Origin of the sequence: Vibrio sp. 2092 (assembly GCF_033339635.1) — a bacterium.
GTDB classification, from domain to species: Bacteria; Pseudomonadota; Gammaproteobacteria; order Enterobacterales; family Vibrionaceae; genus Vibrio; species Vibrio alginolyticus.
In genome coordinates, this window is sequence record NZ_JAWOUY010000016.1 from 84,468 (window position 1) to 104,223 (window position 19,756).

General features: G+C 44.4%; 17 protein-coding genes. 7 read left to right on the forward strand and 10 right to left on the reverse strand.

Translation table 11 applies throughout. The features are described from left to right. Positions 1-148: 148 nt before the first annotated feature. Positions 149-1,549 carry an asparagine--tRNA ligase gene (gene asnS, locus R7P80_RS22085; RefSeq protein ID WP_017636101.1) on the forward strand — a complete coding sequence of 467 codons (1,401 nt, stop codon included), beginning with the start codon at positions 149-151 and terminating at the stop codon, positions 1,547-1,549. Between the two features lie 91 nt (positions 1,550-1,640). On the opposite strand, the gene R7P80_RS22090 is transcribed toward asnS, so the two are convergent. Then, positions 1,641-1,865 carry a hypothetical protein gene (locus R7P80_RS22090; protein WP_017636102.1) on the reverse strand — a complete coding sequence of 75 codons (225 nt, stop codon included), beginning with the start codon at positions 1,863-1,865 and terminating at the stop codon, positions 1,641-1,643. A 98-nt stretch (positions 1,866-1,963) separates the two neighbouring features. Continuing rightward, positions 1,964-3,355, reverse strand: a complete 1,392-nt coding sequence (locus tag R7P80_RS22095) for a PLP-dependent aminotransferase family protein (protein ID WP_062730527.1) — start codon at positions 3,353-3,355, stop codon at positions 1,964-1,966. A gap of 259 nt (positions 3,356-3,614) precedes the next feature. Between R7P80_RS22095 and R7P80_RS22100 the strand changes: the two genes are divergently transcribed. The 3 genes from R7P80_RS22100 to R7P80_RS22110 all read left to right on the forward strand — a co-directional run bounded on the left by R7P80_RS22100 (position 3,615) and on the right by R7P80_RS22110 (position 5,912). Beyond that, the gene (locus R7P80_RS22100) at positions 3,615-3,845 is read left to right on the forward strand and encodes a hypothetical protein (RefSeq protein ID WP_225491957.1); all 231 of its coding nucleotides are present in this window, start codon (positions 3,615-3,617) and stop codon (positions 3,843-3,845) included. A gap of 245 nt (positions 3,846-4,090) precedes the next feature. Then, positions 4,091-4,390 (forward strand): hypothetical protein, encoded by a 300-nt coding sequence (locus R7P80_RS22105; protein WP_005376885.1) that lies wholly within the window; start codon positions 4,091-4,093, stop codon positions 4,388-4,390. A gap of 331 nt (positions 4,391-4,721) precedes the next feature. After that, complete coding sequence (locus R7P80_RS22110) at positions 4,722-5,912, forward strand: amino acid aminotransferase (protein ID WP_047103223.1); 1,191 nt, start codon at positions 4,722-4,724, stop codon at positions 5,910-5,912. Between the two features lie 89 nt (positions 5,913-6,001). On the opposite strand, the gene R7P80_RS22115 is transcribed toward R7P80_RS22110, so the two are convergent. Further along, entirely contained in the window at positions 6,002-6,643 is a 642-nt protein-coding gene (locus R7P80_RS22115) for an outer membrane beta-barrel protein (protein WP_025767291.1), read from the reverse strand. A gap of 314 nt (positions 6,644-6,957) precedes the next feature. On the opposite strand from R7P80_RS22115, the gene R7P80_RS22120 reads away from it, so the two are divergent. Then, the gene (locus tag R7P80_RS22120; RefSeq protein WP_033905640.1) at positions 6,958-8,847 is read left to right on the forward strand and encodes a DUF294 nucleotidyltransferase-like domain-containing protein; all 1,890 of its coding nucleotides are present in this window, start codon (positions 6,958-6,960) and stop codon (positions 8,845-8,847) included. Positions 8,848-8,855: 8 nt separating this feature from the next. Next, positions 8,856-9,575 carry a 3'-5' exonuclease gene (locus R7P80_RS22125; protein WP_005376881.1) on the forward strand — a complete coding sequence of 240 codons (720 nt, stop codon included), beginning with the start codon at positions 8,856-8,858 and terminating at the stop codon, positions 9,573-9,575. Positions 9,576-9,647: 72 nt separating this feature from the next. Here R7P80_RS22125 and R7P80_RS22130 read toward each other — a convergent pair whose 3' ends face one another. Then, a complete protein-coding gene (locus R7P80_RS22130) occupies positions 9,648-11,531 on the reverse strand; it encodes a methyl-accepting chemotaxis protein (protein WP_005376880.1) in 1,884 nt (627 codons plus the stop codon). A 231-nt stretch (positions 11,532-11,762) separates the two neighbouring features. Further along, the gene (locus R7P80_RS22135; RefSeq protein WP_005376879.1) at positions 11,763-13,334 is read right to left on the reverse strand and encodes a BCCT family transporter; all 1,572 of its coding nucleotides are present in this window, start codon (positions 13,332-13,334) and stop codon (positions 11,763-11,765) included. Between the two features lie 387 nt (positions 13,335-13,721). Here R7P80_RS22135 and R7P80_RS22140 point away from each other — a divergent pair, with 387 nt between their 5' ends. Next, complete coding sequence (locus R7P80_RS22140; RefSeq protein WP_005376877.1) at positions 13,722-14,198, forward strand: MarR family winged helix-turn-helix transcriptional regulator; 477 nt, start codon at positions 13,722-13,724, stop codon at positions 14,196-14,198. 40 nt (positions 14,199-14,238) lie between these two features. Here the strand turns inward: R7P80_RS22140 and R7P80_RS22145 are convergent, their stop codons facing one another. The 5 genes from R7P80_RS22145 to R7P80_RS22165 all read right to left on the reverse strand — a co-directional run bounded on the left by R7P80_RS22145 (position 14,239) and on the right by R7P80_RS22165 (position 19,422). After that, positions 14,239-14,877: a response regulator gene (locus tag R7P80_RS22145; protein ID WP_005376875.1), complete on the reverse strand. Its 639-nt coding sequence runs from the start codon at positions 14,875-14,877 to the stop codon at positions 14,239-14,241. Then, positions 14,870-16,225 carry a cache domain-containing protein gene (locus R7P80_RS22150; RefSeq protein ID WP_053306569.1) on the reverse strand — a complete coding sequence of 452 codons (1,356 nt, stop codon included), beginning with the start codon at positions 16,223-16,225 and terminating at the stop codon, positions 14,870-14,872. The genes R7P80_RS22145 and R7P80_RS22150 overlap by 8 nt, the downstream gene beginning before the upstream one ends. A 151-nt stretch (positions 16,226-16,376) precedes the next feature. After that, complete coding sequence (locus R7P80_RS22155; RefSeq protein ID WP_005376871.1) at positions 16,377-17,663, reverse strand: TRAP transporter large permease; 1,287 nt, start codon at positions 17,661-17,663, stop codon at positions 16,377-16,379. Positions 17,664-17,675: 12 nt separating this feature from the next. After that, positions 17,676-18,215, reverse strand: a complete 540-nt coding sequence (locus R7P80_RS22160; protein WP_005376869.1) for a TRAP transporter small permease subunit — start codon at positions 18,213-18,215, stop codon at positions 17,676-17,678. Positions 18,216-18,330: 115 nt separating this feature from the next. Further along, on the reverse strand, positions 18,331-19,422 hold the full coding sequence (locus R7P80_RS22165) for a TRAP transporter substrate-binding protein (RefSeq protein ID WP_225491958.1): 1,092 nt from the start codon (positions 19,420-19,422) through the stop codon (positions 18,331-18,333). Positions 19,423-19,756 lie beyond the last annotated feature (334 nt).

The following is a 19,756-nucleotide window of genomic DNA, read 5'->3' on the forward strand; positions in this document are numbered from 1 at the left end:
GCGAATTGACAGGTAATATGTCTCGTTGAATCTGTAAAATGCTACCCAACTCAGCGCTTAGCTTGTTTTTTGAACAAAAATGTTATTAGACAAGTACTTTAAGTAAGCGTTGAGTTGAATTTTTACCTCAATGGAGAATATTGAAAACATGACTTACGCGCCTGTATCAGACGTATTGAAAGGTCAGCTAGCAGTAGACAGCGAAGTGACTGTTCGTGGCTGGATCCGTTCACGTCGTGATTCCAAAGCTGGAATCTCTTTCCTTGCCATATATGACGGCTCTTGTTTCGACCCGATTCAGGCCGTGGTCCCAAATAATCTTAATAATTACGAAGACGAAGTATTAAAGCTAACGACTGGCTGCTCTGTTGAAGTAACTGGTAAGATTGTTGAATCTCCTGCAAAGGGTCAAGACTTCGAACTTGCTGCCACTGACGTTAAAGTGGTTGGTTGGGTTGAAGATGCTGAAACTTACCCAATGGCAAAAACTCGTCACTCAATCGAGTACCTACGTGAAGTTGCGCACCTACGTCCGCGCACAAACGTAATCGGTGCAGTAGCACGTGTACGTAACTGCCTATCTCAAGCAATCCACCGCTTCTACCACGAGCAAGGTTACTTCTGGGTATCTGCGCCGTTGATCACGGCTTCAGATGCTGAAGGCGCTGGTGAAATGTTCCGCGTATCTACGCTAGACATGGAAAACCTTCCTCGCACTGACGCTGGTAAAGTGGACTACAACGAAGACTTCTTCGGTAAAGAGACGTTCCTAACCGTATCTGGTCAGCTAAACGCAGAAGCTTACGCTTGTGCGCTAAGCAAAGTTTACACTTTCGGCCCTACTTTCCGTGCTGAAAACTCAAACACAAGCCGCCACCTAGCAGAATTCTGGATGGTTGAGCCTGAAGTTGCGTTCGCAGAACTGGATGATGTAGCGAAACTGGCTGAAGACATGCTCAAGTACGTGTTTAAAGCAGTGCTTGCAGAGTGTCGCGATGACCTTGAGTTCTTCGCTCAACGCATCGACAAAGAAGCAATCACTCGTCTAGAGCAGTTCGTTTCTTCTGACTTCGCGCAAGTTGACTACACTGACGCAATCCAGATCCTTCTTGATTCAGGTCGTGAGTTCGAATTCCCAGTTGAATGGGGTATCGATATGTCTTCTGAGCACGAGCGTTTCCTTGCTGAAGAACACTTCAAAGCACCTGTAATCGTTAAGAACTACCCGAAAGACATCAAAGCATTCTACATGCGTGCTAACGATGACGGTAAAACAGTTGCAGCGATGGACGTTCTAGCACCGGGCATCGGCGAAATCATCGGTGGTTCTCAGCGTGAAGAGCGCCTAGACATTCTAGATGCACGTATGCGTGAAGTGGGTATCGATCCTGAACATATGAGCTGGTACCGCGACCTACGTAAATACGGTACAGTGCCACACGCAGGCTTCGGTCTGGGCTTCGAGCGCCTAGTATCTTACGTAACTGGTATGGGCAACGTTCGTGACGTGATCCCATTCCCACGTACTCCTCGCTCTGCGAACTTCTAATCACTTTTTAGTGATATGGAATTAAAAAGACCTCCCATGTGGAGGTCTTTTATTTTGTACGAATGATTTTCTAGCAACCGATGTATGCACTCTAGTTGTTATTTTCGTCGTCATCCTCATCTGCTCGCGCTGCGTATTTTACTCCAACCACACACAAGCCAAACATCACAAATGGGATAACGGCAGCAGTGTATTCCGTCCAAACCATATGAGAAAAAGATTTCGCCAATATCAAATGTGCAAACACCAACAAAAATGCGCTAAAAATAGCAACACCCATCAACCTAAGTTCATGCTTTACCAACTGCTTTTTCATTACGGCTCCTAACCTAAATGGTTGTTTGCCCATGATTGAAACACAGCTTCGGTATCGTCCACTGATACAGTTTGAGCAAAAAACAGGTAAACAGTTGGCTAATGAAGTAATTCTCCGACCGTCTTCACGGCTTGTTCTAATTCATCATTTACAAGTAACGATGTATTAAGCCTCAGGTAGTTCTCATAATTTGGAGCGATAGAAAACAACTGACCAAATGCTACAGTGATGTTCGCTTCCAATAACTTCTGATAAATCGCTTTTCCGCACTTTGTTTTCGGCAGTTCTATCCAAAGAAAATAGCCGCCTTCCGGTTGCGTGTAACGAATCGATTGGGGAAAGTACTTATCAACCAGTTCAATAAACGCCAATTGCCGCTGCTCAAGATTCTTTCGCAGTTTTCTAAGATGGCTATCATAACTATCGTTTTGCAAGTAATGCGCGATACCCTGCTGGATTGGTGCACTGCCTGACAACGTCGAGATAAGTTGCAGCTTTTGAAGTTGCTCATTGAAGCGTTTGTTTACCACCCAGCCCAGCCTATAGCCAGGGCAAAGACTTTTTGAAAATGATCCACAATGCAACACGCGCTCTTGTGTATCAAAAGCTTTAAGTGAGCTTGGCTTTTTTTCAGAAAAATAAAGCTCTGAATACACATCATCTTCGATCAAGTACACATCGTATTTGTCAGCCAGTTCGACGATACGTTGCTTCTGCCCGTCACTTAATAAAGTTCCTGTTGGATTGTGAAAGTTAGTCATTAACCAACATGCGCGAACATCATTGCCGGCAAAAGTCGCTTCAATTTGATCCACTGAATGTCCAGTTAACGGATCCACCGTTATTTCTATCGCCTTTAGACCTAAACGTTCAATCGCTTGAAGTGCGCCATAAAACGTCGGTGATTCAACTACAACAGTATCTCCAGGCTGGGTCACGGCCTGAAGGCTCAAATTCAACGCTTCTAATGCGCCAGAAGTAACGACAATATCATCATGGGTAAACACCATACCTTGTTGGATGTACCGTTGAGCAATCAAACGGCGTAGAGACTCACAGCCCGGCGGCAAGTTATCCAATAACGTCTCTGCCCCCATCTTCCTGCCTGAGCTGGCTAGGTTGCGGTTTAGCGCTTCTAATGGGAACAATGCTGGGTCTGGAAACGCGGAGCCAAACTTCACCGCATTCGGTGAGGCCTGATTTTTGAGGTAGTCGTAAAGTTCATCGTTGATGCTAGAGCGATAAACGGAAGTGGCTGGAGAACTCGGTTCGAAGCGGTCCAACTCCGCAGTAACAAAGTATCCAGACTGAGGTTTCGCTGCGACCCAACCTTGTGCTTCGAGCAGCTGATAAGCTTGTAATACCGTACCTGCGCTGACAGAATGGTTTCGGCTTGTTACACGCACTGATGGCAGCTTTTCCCCTGCTCTCCAAGTATTTTGCTGAATCTGCGTTTTGAACAGCTCAGCCAGTTGACGGTATCGGTTCATGTTTCCCTCATTTCACTTACAGCCGCACCATAGCATACTTCGCGCCAGCATTCTGATATGGGAGTATTCAATTTAGCAACGTAATTTATCAAGCTTATCAATAGATATTTCAGCCACGAAGTGAGCGTTTATATCCCATACTTTGACCGTTACACACATATTGCCTCACATCTTTGCAATACCTAAAAGCCAAGGTTTTACGTTGGACTGAGTGCGTTAAACTCACTTCGAACTACTGTCTTTAAATCAGGAGGAAGCGATGAAAGTTTTTACAATGGACGATCTCTCGTATCGCGGAAAACATAAAGGTGTACATAGTTGGGACCATCCTGGCAGTACCACCCCTTATTATTGGCATCCTGATTGGCTGCATATCGCTGAAGATGCTTTGGGTGAGCACAAAAAGGCTGACCTTGAAGTCCCTGATGGAGAAACAGCGACAGAAGGGCATGCAAAAGCGGCGATTCTCAAACACTTGAATGACGAGTAGTTTAGGCTCTATCACCGTTCAAGAATAGCATTAGGTAGGCGAATCCATCGTCGTATGCTTTAAACACAAATAAAGCTAAAACCTGCCAAATAGTAAATTCTTCTGAATGAGAAGTACGCATCTTCTATCGCGTTCAAAGGGCAAAATAAGTCGATTGTTATCACATTAATTTTCATTACATCTGTTACATTTAAATAGTAATGGTGATGCACACCTCAACTCATGGATTATGAGAGAAAACAATAATGGCGAAATACAACGAAGAAGATATTAAATACAAAGGTGAATCCAACGGCGTACATTCTTGGAGCTCTCCTTCCGGCCAACCTTATTACTGGCATCCAGATTGGTTACACGTTGCAGAAGATGCGACGGGTACGCATCCGAAGCAAAAACTTGAAGTTGAAAAGACAGAAGTACCAACCGAAAAACACGCATTAAAAGCGATCTTAAAGCATATGAACGACTGGGCGACTGAAAAACTTTCTTCTAACCCTGACATCGAAACCAATGCGGTTGAGTCGGAAATCAATCTGAAGAAGTAACCCCAACCGATATCCATACTTCTAACAGTAAACGCTCCACCTTTGGTGGGGCGTTTTTGTCTCAACAAATCCTCACTAGACAACTATAAACGCGTTAACGCAAAGCACTGAATTGAAACGATTGGGATGTGTGCAAAACTTCTCCAACCATGGCATAAATGCCCTTCAAACTCTGTGCCTACCAAACGTTTTCATGGCAAAAACTTTAGTTATGTTAGAATTCTGTTTCAAATCGCAACTTTTTAGGTTTTCTTTTCAGTAACGGTTGTAACCAATATTGCTGAAAGGTATAAATGTTAGCACACCCCTTCGATTAACATGGATGAAGATTATGTTTGAAAAAGTAGTTGCCGCTCCGGCTGACCCTATTCTTGGCCTTACTGAAGAGTTTAAAAAAGATGCTCGCGCAGAAAAAATTAACCTTGGCGTAGGTATTTACAAAAACGAGCAAGGCGAAACTCCCGTTCTTGCGACAGTAAAGAAAGCTGAAGCAGCACTTGTTGAAACTGAAAAAACCAAATCTTACCTAACCATCGAAGGCACAGCAGAGTACGGCATTGCAGTGCAAAAATTGCTTTTCGGCTCTGATGCAGAAATTGTAAACGAAAAACGTGCTAAAACAGCTCAAGCTCCGGGTGGTACTGGTGCACTACGTGTTGCCGGCGAGTTCATTAAACGTCAACTAGGCGATGTAAAGATCTGGATCAGCAACCCAACATGGGCGAACCACAACGGCGTATTTACTGCTGCTGGTATCGAAACGGCACAATATAGCTACTACAATGCTGAAACAAAAGACAAAGACTTCGATGCGATGCTAAATGATCTGCAATCTGCATCTGAAGGCGACATCGTGCTTCTACACGGCTGCTGTCACAACCCTACAGGGATCGATCCTACGGCTGAAGAGTGGGAAACATTGGCGAAACTTATCGCAGAGAAGAAATTGCTTCCTCTGTTCGACTTCGCCTACCAAGGCTTTGCTAAAGGTGTGGAAGAAGATGCTGCAGGTCTTCGTACTTTTGCTAAATACAACAAAGAAATCCTAGTCGCGAGCTCTTTCTCGAAAAACTTTGGCCTATACAATGAACGCGTAGGTGCCTTCACGTTAGTAGCTGAGTCAGAAGAAGTCGCAACAACCGCATTTTCTCAAGTTAAAGCCATTATTCGCTCTATCTACTCTAACCCACCTGCACACGGCAGCGCTGTCGTGACTCACATTCTTGGCAACGCCGAAATGCGTGCGGAATGGGAAGCTGAAGTAGCAGAAATGCGTGACCGTATTCAAGAAATGCGTGAACTGTTTGTAGCGACACTAAAAGCAGAGGGTGTGGACGCAGACTTTAGTTTCATCGAACGTCAAAATGGTATGTTCTCTTTCTCTGGTCTTTCTAAAGAGCAAGTTAACCGCCTTAAAGAAGAGTTCGGTATTTACATTGTCGGTTCTGGCCGAATCAGTGTTGCTGGTATGACGAAGTCAAATATGGGCCCTCTGTGTAAAGGCATTGCAGCGGTTTTATAATCGACTGTCGCATACTTTATTAAAAGGAAAGGTCAGCATAAGCTGACCTTTTTTGTTTTAACTTAACGCCAAAAACGAACCCGTCCGATCTAGTAGACAAACTTCAAACTCAGCCCAACTTCATTGACGTAATCTGAGCTTTCACCGCTGTAATCAGTATCTCTAAACTGATAAAAAAGACCAGTGCCGATGACTTTATGCCATTGGTAGTTAAAACCGATCTTAAAATTGTTCTCATCAACTATATCACTACGGTTCAACTCCACTTCAGCTGTCGCAATAAGCTTTTCACTGAGCAAGTAATTCACCCCAACAGTTACAGCTTGAATCAATTCGCTATCGGAAGACAACGTATTATCCGTTTTGTCGTCCGTCGCTTTCGCTTTGATTGCGCCTATTCCATATATCCCGTAGATATCGAATTGCTCTGTAACTCCATAACGGTAACCACCACCAAACAAAAGGCGGTCAATGCGAAGAGTAAAATCATCCGGATGGAAAAACTGCGCTGAGTAATCAACATTAAACAACCAGTTCTCAGTAAACAAATAGTTACCACCGAGTCCAACTGTGGTCGCATTAGAGTTATCTAACCATTCTTCGTTTGTCGTTCCGGCACCAACATCCAAATGAATGTGTTCGTACCCAAATTTTTCTGCTTGGTCCATGACCGCTGCGCTTGATATCGCCGGCAAAGCAGCTAAAGAAACAAGCAATAAATTTCTCACCATTCGACTTCCTTTCATGAGAATTATCTAAACACTGTATTCCATCGCCTGAGCTACTTGGCTCAAGAAGAATAGCTTAATCTAAAGACGTGATAACGATCTGAAACAGCCAAAGATCTAATCAGTCATCACGAAGAAAACATATCGACGACGTCTTTTTCAATTGAGGTGACCATATAGTAGTAAAAATGAAGCTCCCTTATCGTGCGATATGTCAGAATCTTATGACTGAGCACGAAAATCGCGGTTCAGATAAGACTCTGTTTTAAAACTAAGTTAAGATTACTTTATTATTTGCGAACTAAAAGGCGCCTTCGATGGATGCAGAACTTCTCGAGATTTACAACTTTCTCGCCAAGTATCCCCCGTTCAATGAACTCCCTGAAGAAACACTAAACAAGGTGACAGAGAGTGTCGAAATCTCGTACTACCGAGAAGATACCCCCATCATCCATTTTGGAGACTATATCCAAGATTTATACGTGGTGCGAAGCGGTGTTGTTGAAGTTTATCGACGCAAAGGTGAGCTGTATAATCGCCTTGACGAAGGTGACCTATTTGGCCAGATGGGCATGCTCACCAATAACAAAGTCCGCTTTCCGGTAAAAGCCATTGAGGATACCCTGCTCTACTGTATTCCTGGTGACATTTTCCAAGAAATTTACGATAACTTTGATTCCTTTGCGGATTTTGTTGAAGTTGAAAATAGCGCTCGTTTACGCCAAGCCATTTCAGAAAACAAAGACGCCAATGACCTGACGACGTCGAAAGTGAAAACCTTGCTGACTGGCGATGCTCATACGATTGATCGTGGTCAGACAATCCAGCAAGCCGCGCAGCAAATGGCGAATGACAACGTATCGGCTTTACTTATCGTCGACCCAGATTTCGTTCGTGACGAAGACGATCCACAGTCCCCAGTACTTGGTATCATTACTGACCGTGACTTGTGTACCCGTGTGTTAGCTGAAGGTTTGTCCCCACAGGACGATGTGTCCAGTGTGATGACCACGGAGGTCATGTCTCTTGACCACAACGCTTACATCTATGAAGCAATGTTAACGATGCTGCGTTACAACGTACATCACCTACCAGTGGTAAAAAACCAATTACCAATCGGTATTATCGAAACAACCGACATTGTTCGTTATGAATCTCAGAATTCGTTGTTGTTGGTGAGTAGTATTTTCCAACAACAGACTATCGAAGATTTAGCCGTTGTTGCCGAAGAAGTGAAAAGCAGCTTCGTGCGTCTGGTCAATGAAGATGCCAACTCTCACATGGTGGGTAGCGCGATGTCGGTCATTGGCCGAAGCTTCAAACAGCGTCTGCTAGAAATGGCAGAAGAAGAGCTTGGCCCACCGCCAATTCCTTATTGTTTCCTTGCACTTGGCTCAATGGGACGAGATGAGCAACTGTTGGTGACTGACCAAGATAACGCCATCATTCTAGATGAGACCTATCAAGAAGAGAAACATGGTAAATACTTCGAAGCCCTAGCAAAATACGTCAGCGATGGGTTAGATGCCTGTGGCTACAAATATTGCACAGGCGATATTATGGCAACCAACCCACTATGGCGCATGACTCGTTCAGAGTGGGAAGAGTGTTTTGCTGACTGGATTGATAACCCGAACCCGAAAGCACTACTCAATGCCTCCATCTTTTTCGACTTGGATGGCGTCTATGGCCGCTTAAAATGGGCAGAACAGTTAACTAGCTTTATTGTTCGTCGCGCTCGAAAGAACAACCGCTTCTTAGCGTGTTTGGCTCGTAACGCACTAAACAGAACACCACCTCTGGGCTTCTTTAAAGACTTCGTGATGGAAAAAGATGGCAGACACAACAACTCCATCAACCTCAAACGTCGCGGTACTGCTCCTCTGGTCGACTTAATTCGCGTTCACTCTCTGGCGGTTGGTTCACGTGCACAGAACTCGTTTGAGCGTCTTGACGACATTATTGATGCTGGCATTTTGCCAAAAGGTCGAGCACAAGACTTAAAAGACGCGTTAGAATTTATTTCCATGGTACGTATTCGTCACCAAGCGACGGATGTGGAACTAGGCATTGAGCCTGATAACAATATCGAACCGGAAAACCTCTCTGAGTTTGAACGTCGCAACCTAAAGGATGCATTCCAGATCCTAAGCAATGGTCAAAATTTCCTTAAGTTCCGCTACCAAGCGAACAAGAGCTTTAAGTGAGGTTTAGCATGATTAAAAAGCTCTTTCAGAAGCCAACCATTCAGTGGCCAACGAAGTTTGAACAAAAGCTGGAGATGGCGAAAGATGAGAATTTAATTGCGTTTTATAGCAACAAGCCGCCTGCTCCAGAAACACCGTTATCTGAGGTAGAGTTCGTGGCGTTAGATTTCGAAACGACGGGTTTGAATCCTGAAAAACATGACATCATTACTATTGGTTTGGTGCCGTTTAACCTGAAGCGAATTTTCCTACGTAACTCGCGTCATTGGAAGGTACGTCCACAGCGTGCACTCGATGAAGATTCAGTCATTATACACGGTATTACTCACAGCGAATTGATCGATGCGCCTGACTTAGGCGATATCTTAAGCGAGCTGCTACCATGCTTAAGCGGGAAAATCATTGTTGTTCATTACCGTCGTATCGAGAGAGAGTTTCTGGATAAAGCGCTCAAAAGCCGTTTAGGGGAAGGTATCGAGTTTCCTGTTTTAGATACGCTGCACCTTGAAGAAACGATTCAACAGAAACGTTCAGGCTCTCTCTGGGAGCGTTTAAAAGGGAAAAAACCAGAATCGGTTCGGCTAGCGCAATCTCGACGCCGTTATGGGCTGCCAGACTATACGCCTCACCATGCATTAACCGATGCAATTGCTACCGCAGAGCTACTGCAAGCGCAAATCGCCCATCATTACAGTGAAGAGCAACCCATCAGTGAGTTCTGGCTGTAATATACTTCACGCTTAATAGCGATCAAAAAAGGAGCCAGATGGCTCCTTTTTTTTGCTTAGCTTGAGACAAGATTACAGCTTAAAGCGTTGAATCTCTTGTTCAAGTTCGTGTGATAGCTCAGACAGGTGAGCAGCTTGTTCTGCTGCTTGATGAGCTTCGACTGACAACTCGTTAGACACGTCACGAATACCTTCAGTGTTACGAGTGATCTCAGTGGTTACCGATGCTTGCTCTTCTGCTGCTGAAGCAATCTGCGTTGCCATATCACTGATACGCTCAACAGCAGTGTGGATTTGCGTCAAGCTCGCTGCAGCCGCATTGGCATCATCAACACTGGTATCAGCTAGACGACGACTGTCACCCATAATACCGACCGCTTTGGCTGTTGTGCCTTGTAGCATCTCGATAGTTTCTTGAATCTCTTGCGTTGAAGCATGAGTACGTTGGCTCAATACGCGGACTTCATCTGCAACCACAGCAAAACCACGGCCTTGCTCACCTGCACGTGCCGCTTCGATCGCCGCGTTAAGTGCAAGTAGGTTCGTTTGCTCTGCAATGCCTTGAATCGTTGATAGAATCGTATTGATGCTATTTCCGTGTGCTTCTAGCTCTTGAATCACATCAGTAGCAACTTGAACTTCTTGCGCTAAGTTCTGAATAGAGCCTTGCGTTTGAGTTACTTGGCTTGAACCGTGTGAACAAGCTTGAACCGCTTCTTCTGAGTTACTTGCCGTACTATCAGCATTACCTGCAATTTCTTGTGTCGCTGCTGCCATTTCGTTCACAGCCGTCGCCACCATGTTGATTTCATCTTGCTGGTAAGAGATACGCTGACTACGCTCCTCAGCTTGCTGTGCTGTCGTGCGTGCTTGCTCTGAAAGCGCAGAAGATACGTGGCTAAGCTTAGTAACCATTGTGTGCATGTTGCCAACAAAACGGTTGAAGTTTTCCGCCAGTTTACCTACTTCATCATCACTGCGTGGTTCTAGGCGTTGCGTTAAGTCACCTTCGCCAGATGCAATTTCTTCCAGTGCATTTGATACGCGGTTCAAGTCACGGAACAAGAAACCAACTAGCCAAGAAACTGCAAGAATAACTACAATCGTGATCGCCACAGCAGTAAACAATAGATCTCGTAGTAATACCGCATGACCAGCTTCTTCTGTTGCGCGATCCATTTCAATCGCAAACATCCAATGCGTACCAGGAACTTTATTGAAGTAGTAAAGCTTCTCTTTTCCTTTGATTACCGTATCTTCGATACGACCTTCATCGGCGGCGCGCTCAATTGCCTCTTCTGAAAAATCTTTTAGAACACTGGTGATAGGCTTAAGCGTCAAGCTTTTATCTGGATGCGCTAAGAAGGTGCCTTCATTCATGTCGATTAGCATCGCATGCGCGTTTTCACCTGCATCTAAGTTAATCACATCGCTGATAAGCTGATCGATCAGTACGTCCGCACCAACAACACCAACAAACTGACCATTTTTCATTACTGGCTCAGCAATGGTCACAAGTAGTGCATTCGTGATTGCGTCTTGATATGCGGCTGTGATGATTTGCTTACCCGCGGCATCAGCATCCTTGTACCAAGGACGTGTGCGAGGGTCATAATCAGCACGGTTACGCTCCGGATGAGAGCGGTACATATCACCGTTTGGTGTACCAAGGAAGATGTCATCGAAGCCACCAGCCTTGCGAGCTTGTTGTAGGAAAGGAACAACGTCTTGCTCGGTCGAGTAGTCGTTGAACGCAGTGGCAATATCTTTACGGATATTGACCCAATCAGAAATTCCCTCTGACGCAGTAGTACTAAGACTTTGCGCACGTGAATAGACACCTGAACGAGTCTGATCAAATAATTGACCAGCCGACAACCAAGTAAGTGCTGTTGCCATCACAACAACAGCAGAAAGGCTTGCGCCTATAAGCTTTTGTTTTAATGATAATTTCATATTTATAGTTTTTTGAGTTGGGAGAACAGTTAAGGTGCATGAATATTACACACTTTTTTACGACTATTCACTAATTTTTAAAAAACAAAATAGCACATTAACTCTTTGTAAAATATGAACTTTCATGTGTCATTTTTTTGTCTCGAGCGTCATAAAAACCGCACAAAAAAAGCCAGCAAATTGCTGGCCTTTTGATTAATTGTTAGTCAAACGGTTTTATAAAATGCCGAATTACTGACGCTCAGTTCGCATACCCATCAATAAGCTCACACACATTGCAAGCAGAATGAAGGTAAATGGCAGTGCTGTAGAAATGGCACCAGCCTGAAGAGCTTGAACCGCCTCGGAGCCACCAATCCATAGCAGAGCAACCGCAATTGCACCTTCCATGAATGCCCAGAAGACACGTTGAAGTACAGGTGCATCGACTTTACCACCTGCCGTGATACTGTCGATAACAAGTGAACCAGAGTCAGAAGACGTAATGAAGAACACAAGTACCAACACAACAGCGATGATAGAAAGCATGCTACCAAATGGAAGAACATCAAACATTTGGAACATAGCAAGTGATACGTCAGTCAAGCCATTTGTGCCCAGCTCACCTACTTTATCAACAACTTGCTCGATCGCCAGGCCACCAAATACAGACATCCAAACAACGGTAACCGCAGTTGGAACCAGTAGAACTGCTGTGATGAACTCGCGAACGGTACGACCACGAGAAACACGCGCGATGAACATGCCTACGAATGGCGACCATGAAATCCACCAAGCCCAGTAGAACACTGTCCAGCCTTGGAACCAAGCTTCGTCCGTACGACCAAACGGGTTACTTAGTGGGATGATATTCTCTACATATGCCATAAGTGTGGTTGGAATCGAACCTAGGCTCGCCGCCCAACCGATAAGACCAACAAGGAGAAGTAGCAAGAACGCCACAACCATGTTGATGTTACTAATGACTTTAACACCACCATCGATGCCGCGTACGACTGAAACAACAGCAAGTAAAGTCACCACGGTAATAACGACGATTTGCAGACCTAGGCCTGGCTCAACACCAAATACGTGATGAATCCCACTTGCTGCTTGCTGCGCACCTAGACCTAGGGATGTAGCAAGACCAAATAAAGTCGCAAGCACAGCCAGAATGTCCACAATGTGGCCAGCCCAACCCCATGCACGATCACCCAGAAGTGGGTAGAAGATCGAACGCATAGATAGCGGTAAACCTTTGTTGTAGGCAAAGAATGCTAAAGAAAGTGCTACAACACCGTAAATTGCCCATGGGTGAAGGCCCCAGTGGAACATCGTTGCACCCAGTGCCAATCTCGCGGCTTCTGGTGTATTTGCCTCAACACCAAGTGGCGTTTCATACCAACCGGTGAAGTAAGCGACAGGTTCTGCAACACTCCAGAACATTAAACCGATACCCATACCAGCTGCAAATAGCATTGCAAGCCATGACATAAACGAGTAATCGGCAACAGCGTCTTTACCACCTAGTCGAATCTTACCCATTGGTGAGACGATAAGCGCCAAACAGAAAATAACGAAAATGTTACCTGCAATAATGAACAACCAATCGAATGAACCAATAATTTTCCACTTCAGCCCATCAAGTGCCGTCTTTGCGGTATGTGCATCTAGAACTAATGCAGCGACAAGAAACAGCGCAATTAAACCTGCACTAATACCAAAAACTGGGTTATGAACATCAAAACCCCATTTTTGAACGTTGTCCTGACCTACCGTATAGTCGGTACTATCGATACTGTACTTATCTATACCCTTTGTCATCGTTCCTCTCTATTTTTGTAGTGTTTTTACGTACCAAACAAAAAAATCTTTCGAACACGATACGTTTTGCATTCCGTGAAGGCGCAAGATCCTATCATTTGACACGTTTTTGTCTATCTTTTTGCTATTAAAAAATCCAATAACTTACTTTTCACTGTGTGGTTACGGCCTTTGATAGAACAAATCACTACTACAATAGTTAGACCACAAACATTTATTGCTATAATAATTTTAGCTCTTCTTATTTTGTCGAAAAGGCGCGACAAAATGGTATTGAGGACACGGCGTAAAATTGTAGGGGTAATTTTTGATTTCCCCCCTTTAAATAAGGGCGCATTTAAGTTAGTGTCGCCTCGATAAATGTTCCCTACAGACTGGATGAATAAATTGGAAAAGTACGAAGAAGTATTGGTCTCGATTCGTCAGATCATCCGCGCTATTGATTTACATTCTAAAAAGCTGAGCAAAGAGTCTGGATTGACTGCTCCACAGTTGATTTTGATGCGCGCTATCAATGACTTAGATAACGTGACGATTAAACAGTTGTCTAGCCACACTAACATGAGCCAAGCGACCGCAACGACCATTCTAGATAGACTAGAACGAGGCCAGTTTGTTGAGCGTCAGCGCAGTGTTCAAGACAAGCGTAAAGTGCATGCTGTACTTACGAGCAAGGGCCAAGAAGCCTTAAAACAAGCACCAACGCCGCTGCAAGAGCACTTCATTAATCGATTCCAAAAATTGGAAGAATGGGAGCAATCCCTTCTACTATCTTCCGTTCAACGCATCTCGACGATGATGAATGCAGAGGACATCGATGTTGCTCCAATGCTAGAGCTTGGTAGCATTACCAAAGCCGATTAGTTTCGCTCCCACGTGCTCGCTTTTTGCGGGCACTACTCTCCTACTCAGTCAACCCAGTTTCAAACGCATATTTTGCTAACTCTGCCGTCGAATGTAAGTCCAACTTGTGCTTAATGTTATGGCGATGCGTCTCTACCGTTCGATAACTAATATTGAGTAAAGTGGCGATTTTCTTGCTGCTGTTTCCTTGAGCAACTAATTTAAGTACCGCTTCTTCCCTGCGGCTGAGAGGATTCGTTTTTTGCGTGGCAGGCACCACTTCTTGGGTAAAGAGTGTTTGTGTGACGGATTCACAGAAATACGTCGAGCCTTGGTTCACCGTTTTTATTGCTTGCACCATTTTCTCGGCCGAGATTTCCTTGAGCATATATCCTACGGCACCAGCTTGCATGACCTTCATGATGTACTCGCGATTATCGTGCATGGTCAACATAAGTATTTTGCTCTCTGGGCGAGCTTCTTTAATTACACCAGTCGCTTCAATACCGTTCATTATTGGCATGCTGATATCCATCAATATGACGTCCGGTTGCAAGTGCTTTGCGACCTCTATCGCTTCCAAACCATTACTTGCTGTACCCACCACTTCGATGTCAGGCTCTAACTCCAAACGAGCCATGAAGCCATCCAATACCACTTGATGATCATCGACAATCACTACACTAATCGGTTTATCCATAAACTATTTCATCCAAATTAAGCAGCACGGTAATCTCTGTTCCCAAGCCAAGCTCACTCATTAGCTCAAATTCACCACCGATGAACTCTACACGCTCTTGCATGTTCCTTAACCCAATCCCTTGTTGGTGCACTGCATGGTTAACCACAAATCCAAGCCCATCGTCACGTATGAGTAATTGCAGCATATTGCCCATTTTTTGCAAAGTAACCGTTACTTTTTTCGCTCGCGCATGTTTTTCAATGTTATTCAAAGACTCCTGAGCGACGCGATATAGTGTCGTTGCGACTTCCGAAGTCAGTTTATGCTGCTGAGTATCGAAATTGCTCTCGATATCAATCCCGGAATGGGAATGAAAGTCCTGTAGCAAGGTCGTCAGTGCTGCTTCTAAACCGATATCATCGAGGGCGCTTGGACGGAGCTGATGAGAAATATGCCGCACCTCATTTATCGCGGTGACGAGCGATCGTTGTGATTTATCTAAGTGGGATTTGAGTTTTTCGTCTTCCAGTCTATGACTCATTAAGTCTAAATGACATTTACTGGAGACTAACAACTGATTGATTCCATCATGCAGTTCTCGCGCTAAATGCTTTTTCTCATCTTCTTGGAACATCACGGTTTTATGTGCCAATTCTTTCAGGTTCTTATCAGCGAGGCGATGCTCGTGCAGATTGATCGCCAGAGTGAGAACAATGATTACAGCAACGGTCACCGCTAAGATCACGACGACTGAGAAAAATGTCGTTTCGATATTTTTGTTCACCGCCGCGCGCATATTGGCGACTTCTCGGCTTACATCCTCAATATACAGCCCAGTCCCTATCATCCATTCCCACTTATCGAGCCATGCAGCGTAACTAAGCTTAGGGACAACTTCACCCGTAGATGGCTTTTGCCACAGGTACTGATGAAATCCACCACCAGATTGCGCTTGATACAATAAAGCTTCGATTAAGCGATCGCCATTTTCGTCTTCAAGATAGAGTAAGTTTTCCCCGACAAGCTCCGGAAGAACTGGGTGTACAAGGTTGGTACCATATTTATCATAAGCAAAAAAATAGCCGTCCGACCCATAACTCAAACGATTTAAAATCGCTTTCACACGCGTTTTGGCAACACTCTCTTCTAAAGTCGGATCGTTGTAGATGTAAGAAATGGAGTCAAAAGCGACGTCGACCGTATCTTTCAGCGCCGCTTCTTTTGATTGGATCAGGTTTTGATGAAAGATCTCCACCTCCCTTTTGCCAAGGGTCTTAGTTTGATAGATAGAGATCCAGCTGATACTCGCTGACACCAATACCACGGGTATCAGTGTCAGCAGAATTAACTTTGCTTTGAGAGGCATCCCTTCCCTCCATGAAACGCTGCCTTTACAGCTTACTATCTTAGCAGTACAAACGAATCGATTGTGTCTGCATAGACATAATTAACAGCTTAACAACTTGTCTCAAAAGGTAAAAACTCTCAGTTCACAAAATCTCTTTATTATCGAGTGATTAACTCATACCGTAAAAACCTGGGAAAAACAGCAAAGACGCCAACACAACAATCTGAATCGCGATGAATGGCATCACACCTTTGTAGATATCTCGCGTAGTAACCCCTGCTGGAGCGACACCTTTTAGATAGAACAAACTAAAGCCAAATGGCGGTGTGAGGAACGACGTCTGTAAGTTCATCGCAATAAGAATCGCAAACCACGTCATATTAATGCCCATCAATTCAGCGACTGGCGCAATAATTGGCACGATGATAAAACAGATTTCAACAAAGTCGATAAAGAAACCTAAAATCAGAATCACCACCATGGTAATAATAAGGAATCCCCACTTTTCACCCGGCAGTTCTAACATCCACTCTTCAACTAAATAATCACCACCAGTGTAGGTAAATGCCATTGAAAAGGCGGTCGCACCAAGTAAGATCGCAAAGACCATTGCGGTTACTTTAACTGTCTCTTTTGATGCATCATAAATCATCGACCAACTAAACTGTTTATACAATAGTGATAAAATTATCGCACCTGCACCGCCCAGTGCCGCTGACTCTGTTGGTGTTGCAATCCCTGCAAAGATGGAGCCCAATACCACGATGATCAATGCTAAAGGTGGCAATACAGCTTTCAGTGCGGTGAGCACTTCTTGTTTACGACTGATCGACTCATCGCGCTCTATCGCCTGTGCGGCTTGAGGGTTCAACTTCGCGTAGATGAGAATATAGATCACATAGGCGCCAACAAGTGTAATACCGGGCCAGATCGCAGCTTGAAATAGGTCCCCTACCGGTACGCCAAGTACATCACCCAACAAGATCAACACGATAGAAGGTGGGATAATTTGGCCCAACGTGCCAGACGCACAAATAGTCCCACACGCTAAACCTTTGTCGTAATTGTACTTGAGCATCACAGGAAGAGATATTAAGCCCATCGCAACAACTGATGCGCCTACCACACCCGTTGAAGCTGCAAGCAATGCGCCAACTAACACGGTAGAAATAGCGATACCACCGCGAACGCCACCGAACAAACGCCCCATTGATTCTAGTAGCTGTTCAGCAAGCTTCGTTTTCTGTAGCACTAGCCCCATAAAAACGAACAGCGGTACGGCCATTAGCACCGTATTTTCCATAATGGACTGAATTCGATATGGCATAAAAGCAAACATCTCGATGCCTTCAGCCCAAACACCAAAAATCAGCGCGATACCACCAAAAGTAAAGGCAACGGGAAATCCCAATAGAAGCGCAAAGAGCGCAACAAAAAACATCACTATACCGATCATAATGACTTCCTTTTACGACTTACCGTTATTACCGGCATAGATGAGATGAGGGTTGACAATTTTGTTGATTGAATGAAGTAACAATCCAATACCACTCACCGCCATAAAGAAAAATGACAGCGGAATCATCGCTTTGATAATCCAACGATATGGTAACCCACCTGGGTCACCAGACGTCTCGCCTAACGCGTAACTTTCCTTGGCGAAATCAATACCAAACCAAGCGACCAGTAGGCAAAAAGGGAATAAGAAAAATAGTGTGCCTATGATGTCGATGATGGATTGTGCTTTGTAAGATAAGCGTTCATAAAAAATGTCGACTCGGACATGGCCACCGGACTTAATTGCGTAAGGCACACCAAGCAAGAATACGGCAGAGAATAGATGCCATTCCATTTCTTGGAATGCGATAGACACATCATTAAACACGTAACGCATGACAACGTCGTACACAACGTTTGCTAACAACAAAATAAACAGGATGCTGGATAACCATCCGAGAAAATCGCTAAAGCGGTTAAATAATCGCTCAATATAAATAAGACTTCTCATTCCGAACTCCGTGGAACGTTTAGATGCGCTCCGCTATGGTGCGGAGCATTCATTATGAAGTTTTCTTGGGCTTCGATAGCAGGCTAAACCTCTCGGCATCGCCTGCTTCATAACGTTATTGTGGAGCTTGACTGTTTAAGTACGCTCGGTGCGAAATATCTGACCATGGTCGAACTTGATTCATATAGTTCGCTTGCGACTCTTGAATCTCTTTCGCCAAAGCATCTTTTTCTGCATGTTCTTTCAACAAACGATCGTTTGCTTCTCGCAACGCAGCTACGACTTCAGGTGGGAAATCTTTTACTTCAACATTTGGGTATTCAGACTTAATAGATGCCCAGTTTTTGCCGCTTTCGTGTTTCGATTGCGTGTACATATCGTAAGCGGCCGTTTTCATGGCTACTTGTAAAATCGCTTTTAGATCATCAGGTAGACGATTCCAGGTACGCTTGTTAACGAGGAACTGAAGCTCAGTCGCTGGCTCATGCCAACCTGTGTAGTAGTAAGGCGCGATTTTGTGGAAGCCCATACGTAGATCCAGCGATGGACCAACCCATTCCAAGGCATCAATTGTGCGACGCTCTAGAGAAGTATATAGCTCACCAGGGGCGATATTCGTTGGCTTGGCACCTAACTCAGCCAAAATCTCACCAGCAAACCCTGGGATACGCATTTTCAAACCCTGTAAGTCCTCGACGGACTTAATCTCTTTTTGGAACCACCCGCCCATCTGAGTATCGGTATTACCGCCAGGGAAAGACATCAAGTTATGTGGAGAGTACACTTTTTCCATCAGCTCCATACCACCGCCGTAGTAAAACCATGCATACTGCTCAGTTGGCAGCATACCGAAGGGCATAGAAGTGAAGTAAAGTGTGTTTGGAACCTTACCCTTCCAGTAATAAGACGCTGAGTGACCCATGTCATACTGACCCGACTTAACCATATCAAACACCCCAAAAGGCGCTTTATGCTTGTTTGCGGAATCAATGCGGATTTGCAAACGTCCGTTGGACATCTCTTCCGCCATTTTGGCCATGTTTTTTGTGGTATCACCAAAAATTGGGAAATTAGGCCCCCAAGTTTCAGCAAGCTTTAAACGATAGACTTTTTCAGCAGCGTTTACAGAAGTCGCTGCAAGTGCCATCGCGGCAGCGACAGCGGTTGTTTTGAGCACTCGTTTTAAAGATTTTTGGATTAGACTCATCGTTCACGTCCTTTATCACCAAGGTTATTGTTGTCATCCATTTCATTAGGATTGGCTGTATTCGGTATAAAAGATGTAACAATGTTGTCTAATGCGAAATGGGCATGAACACGGAAGCGAGTAATTCATCAATAAGGCATTAGCCTAAGGTATTACGTACAAGTACGTAGGACAACCGTCATGACAAAAGACTGTTAATAGCAAAATCAATAAATTATATTTTTATCTATGAATAAAAATAAAAGAGAATACGTACGTATTTTTCTGCCAAAAAATTTACATAGTATTTAAGAAAATGTGACAAACCACTTATTGGCAGTGTTAAAGTCAGTAC